At 76.3% G+C, this 4,660-nt stretch carries 1 protein-coding gene and 1 pseudogene; one reads left to right on the forward strand and one right to left on the reverse strand.

What is annotated here, in order from left to right:
- A pseudogene (locus tag RKE29_RS28055) lies at positions 1–328 on the forward strand (HEXXH motif domain-containing protein); the annotation flags it as partial.
- A gap of 246 nt (positions 329–574) precedes the next feature.
- On the opposite strand, the gene fxsT reads toward RKE29_RS28055, so the two are convergent.
- On the reverse strand, positions 575–4,633 hold the full coding sequence (gene fxsT, locus RKE29_RS28060; RefSeq protein ID WP_312008492.1) for an FxSxx-COOH system tetratricopeptide repeat protein: 4,059 nt from the start codon (positions 4,631–4,633) through the stop codon (positions 575–577).
- Positions 4,634–4,660 lie beyond the last annotated feature (27 nt).

The raw sequence follows: 4,660 nt of genomic DNA on the forward strand, positions 1-4,660 counted from the left end.
CCCGGGGCAGGTCCGGGGCGGCGGGCCCGCGGCCGGAGAGGGCGACGCGCCGGCCGTCGCGGACCTGGACTGGGCCGCCGGCGAACGGGCCGCCGCGCTGCGCGGCTACCGCGCCCGGCTGGCGGTGGACCCGGACGACATCGCGGCCTGGGCCGGCCTCGCGCTCACCCTGCCGGCCGGCCCTGCCAGGACGGCGCTGCTGCGCCGGCCCGAGGTGGTCCTGCGCGTGCACCGGACCGTGCGCACCGCCGCCGGGGCCGGCCCCGACCCCGTCGCCCTCGCCGAGTGGGCCGGCGCTCCCGCCCGCGGGCCGGCCGCCACCGCGTAGGGCCCCCGGCCGGGCGTCGCCGGCGCGAGTGCCGCGCCCGGCGAGGTGCGCCCGTCAAGGAGCGTCCCTCGGTGAGAGGAGGTACCTCCCGGCGGCAGCCGGGGGAGTGCGCGCGCCGGGCGGCGCGACGGGCCGTCCCGGCCCGGAGGAGCACCGGTCGGCCGGGCCGGGCCGCCGCCTCGTACCGCCGCACCGGCCCGGCGGCCCAAGGCGGCCCGCACCGTCAGCCACAGCCCGCGCCGCCTCTCAGAGCGCGAGCGACTCCATGTCGCAGTCCGCGCGGATGCCCCGCGCCGCGGCCACCACCGCCGGATGGCCCGGGCCCAGGGCCCGCCGCAGCCTGGCCAGGGCGTCCTGGAACAGCTCCTCCGCCGCCCCGCCGTCGCCCGTGGCCCGCAGGTCGGCCGACAGGTTGAGCGCGCAGGAGAGTGTCGTGGGGTGGTCCTCGCCCAGCTTCGACCGGCAGGACTCCAGCGTCTCGGTGTCCAGCCGGCGCGCCTCCTGGTACTCCGCCAGGGCGTAGTGGTCGCCGGCCAGGTTGATGGCGGTGGCCAGCGTCGCCGGGTGCCGCGCGCCGAGCGTCCCGGTCACCACCGGCAGCGTCTCCCGGTTCAGCGCCCTGGCCTCCTCCGCCTCGCCCAGCAGCCGCAGGGTCACGGCCAGGTCGGTCGCCGCGGTGAGCGCCGCCGGGTGCCCCGGCCCCAGCATGGCGCGCAGGTCGGTGAGCGCCTTGTGCCCCAGCTCCCGGGCGCCGTCGAGGTCGGCCGCGCAGCGCAGGTCCATCGACAGGTTGAGCTCGGTCAGCGTGATCAGGAGGTCGGGTTCCCGGTAGCGCAGCCGGTACCGCTCCAAAGCGTCCCGGGTGCAGGCCATCCCGCCCTCGTAGTCGCCCGCCTTGCGCCGCACCACGCCGAGCACGCGCAGGATGGCGACGGCGACCGGCGCGTGCTCGGGCAGCGTCCGGCGCACCCGGGCCATGGTCCCCTCCAGCAGCGCCCGCGCGGCCAGGTAGTCGCCGCTCTCCCGCATGTCGGCCGCCAGGTTGGCCTCCAGCACCAGGGTGATCGAGGCGTTCTCCCCCAGGTTCACCGCGGCGCTGTCCCGCGCGCTCTGGCTGATGCGCCGCGCCTCGGTGAACTCGCCGAGGCCCCGCAGCGTCAGCGCGTAGTCGTTGGCCGCGGCGGCGGTGAACGGTTCGTCGGGGCCGAACAGTCGCCTGAACGCCGACCAGCGGACGTGCTCCAGCTCCAGGGACCGGGTGTAGTCGCCCTGGTAGCGGGCGTCCTTGGCGACCATGCCGATGGTCACCAGCGTGTTCTCGTGCTCGTCGCCCACGGTGGCGCGCAGCAGCTCCAGAGTGCGGTTGTTGAGGTCCCTGGCCTCCTGGTACCTGCCCAGCACGGTCAGTACGTGGCCCAGCGTGCGCGCGACGGCCAGCGTCTCCTCGCTGTCCTCGCCGAGCTTCTCCAGCCAGTTCTCCCGCACCTGGGTGCCGAATTCCAGGGCGCCCTCGTGGTCGCCCCACACGAACAGGAAGCGGACGAGGTTGCGCACCATGTGGCGCACCCACTTGTCCTCGCAGTCCATCGCCCGGGACGCCCGCACGTGCGACAGCAGGTCGGCGTACCGCCCCCAGTTGAACGGCTTGACCTCGTTGGGGTCGCCGTGCGCGAGCAGCACGTGCGCGCAGTGCCGCATCTCCGCCTGCTGCTGCGGGGACAGCTGGCCGGCCAGCACCGCCTGCACCAGCCGGTGCAGCTCGATGGTGTTGCTCTGGTGGTTGATCTTGATGAGGGCGTAGCGGTTGATCTCCCGGATCGCGTGGCCCAGCTTGATGGGGTCCTGGAGCACCTCGGTCAGCTCCGGGGGCAGGGTCACGCCGCGCACCCCGGTGAGCAGCCGCCGTGAGATCGGCTCGGGGGCGAAGAAGGAGCACACGCGCAGCAGTTGCAGGGCGCCGGGGTGCCGCTCGGACAGGCGGCGCAGCGACATGTTCCACGCGGCCGCGACCGGTTCGGGGTAGTCCACGGGCACGCCCGCGGCGAGCAGTTCGTGCCGGCGGGTGCTGAAGTCGGCGCGCTCGTCCTCGAAGACGTGCAGGTACTCGTCGACGGGCATGCCGGTCTCGGAGAGCCAGGCCGCCGCCTGCTCGATGGCCAGCGGCAGGTCGCCCAGGGTCTCGGCCACCCGGTCGGCCTGCCCGGGCGGCAGCTCCGGCCCGCGGCGGCGCAGCAGCTCGATGCTCTCACCGCGGTCGAAGACGTCCACCTCCACGGTGCGGGCGACCCGGGACCACTGGCCGTTGCGAGAGGTGACCAGCACCCGGCCGGGCCCGCTCGCCGGGAAGAACGCCCGTACCGTCTCCACCTCCTCGGCGTTGTCGAAGACCAGCAGCCAGTTGCGGTACGGACGGCCGGTGCGCAGCGCGTCGAGCACGCTCGGCACGGCGGTGTTCGCCGCCTCGCCCGTCCGCAGGCCGAACCGCTCGGCGAGGTGCACCAGCGACTGGCGGATCTGCTCGGGCCGCTCGGCGGCGATCCACCAGACGGCGTCGAAGTCGGCGGCGTGCTGGTGCACGTACTCCAGGGCGATCTGCGACTTGCCCACACCGCCGAGGCCGTGCAGCGCCTCCGGCAGCACGGCGGCCGTGCCCTCGGCGCTCAGCCGCTGGTGCAGCGCGTCCAGCAGCTCCTGCCGGCCGGTGAAGTTGTTGTTCCGGGGTGGGACGTTGCCCCAGATCGGCGGGGGGTCCCCGGCGCGTCGATCGCCCGCTTCGGGCGCGGGACGGGCATCGATCCCGGACACAGGCCTTCCTTTCGTGGGTTCCTCGGCCTCGGTGCCGGGCACGCCGCGCTCCGGCGGCGGCGCGCCCTCGGATGAGGGGACGCGCTCGGGAGCGCCGGTACGCGGCCCCTCCCTGTTCGGACTTCCCCGGCGCGGCGGTTCCGGCACGGCGGAACGGCCGGATTCGCCCGTGTGAGTGCGGTCCCCATGGGCCCGGACGAACGCCTCGAACGTGCGCGCGCCTTCCAGGTACGGCCCGGACAGAGCCTGGTAGACGCGTTCCTGGACGCGCAGGTACGGCAGCAGCCGGCCGCTGCCCGGCGGGTCCTCCTCGGGCAGGTCCCGCAGCGGCGCCGACGGCCGGGCCAGCAGGTCCCGCAGCACGTGCAGCGGCTTCCAGCGGTGCCCGAGCCGGTCCAGCACGCTGCGCAGGACGTACAGCGTCTCGTCCCGCATCCCGGCGGACAGCAGAAGCTCGCGCACCCCGTCGTGGAACTCGTAGCCGATGTCGGTCTCGTCTGCCGGGTCGGCCGTGCCCACCCGCCGCAGCAGCCCGCCCAGCAGCACCTCCGCCAGCTCGCCCGGACCGCTCTCCGGCGTGTGCAGCCCCTGGACGAACTCCATGACCGGGATGTTCAGCGGCGCCGCCGCAAGCCGCGACGCGAGGCGGAAAGCGCCGGGGGAGGCGCTGGCACGAAACCGGAACACCCGGCTCCAGGCGTCCTGTTCGTCCTCCTGCTCCCAGGGCTCGGCCGGTACGCCCGGCAGCAGGGCCAGCGTGTCGTGGCCGCCCGCCGCGGGCCGGGCCACCAGGTCCACCCACCGCCGCAGCCAGCCCGCGTCCAGCTCCAGCACCGGCACCGGCGCCTCGCCGCACGGCCACGGCGTGCCGTCGGCGCGCCGCCACGCGCCGTTCGGCACCCCCGGGCCCGGCACCCGCAGCCGCACCCGATCGGGCGCCGCGCCCGTACGGTGCCAGTGGCTCAGCGGTAGCACGTGCACGACCGCCACCGTGGCGGACCGTCCCCAGCGGCCCAGCGCCGACCGGACGTCCCCGCCCGTCCACGCCGCGCCGACGCCGTCGGTGAGCACCAGCACCGCACGCCGGTCCCGCGGGCCCATGCCGTCCACCGGGGACGGCGGCGCCGCGGACCCGGCGGCCGGCCGGGCCGTCGCCGTCAGGCCGCGGTCGAAGTCCACCCGCTGGACCCGCACCGCGCGAAAGGCCCCGGTGCGCTCCAGGACGGCGGCGAACCGCTCGGCCACCGGCCGCCACACCCGCATCGACGCGCCGGCGTCGACCACCAGGACCGCGTCCATCCACCGCTCGCGCACCGGCGTGCGCACCGGCAGCCACAGCCGGTGGCGCGCGGCGCGCTCGGCGGTCGCCTCCTCGTCGACCCGCGTCCTGACCGGCGACGGCGCGGTGCGCTTGAAGGGGCGCAGCGCCCGCGCCAGGGCCCGCTCGGTCGGCAGCGCGGCGGCCGCCCGGGCGCGCGCGGCGGGCGGTGCGGTCGGCACGGCCACCACCGCCTGGACGTCGCCCGG

It is taken from the genome of Streptomyces sp. B1866, from assembly GCF_031932565.1.
In the GTDB taxonomy this organism is placed as follows: Bacteria; Actinomycetota; Actinomycetes; order Streptomycetales; family Streptomycetaceae; genus Streptomyces.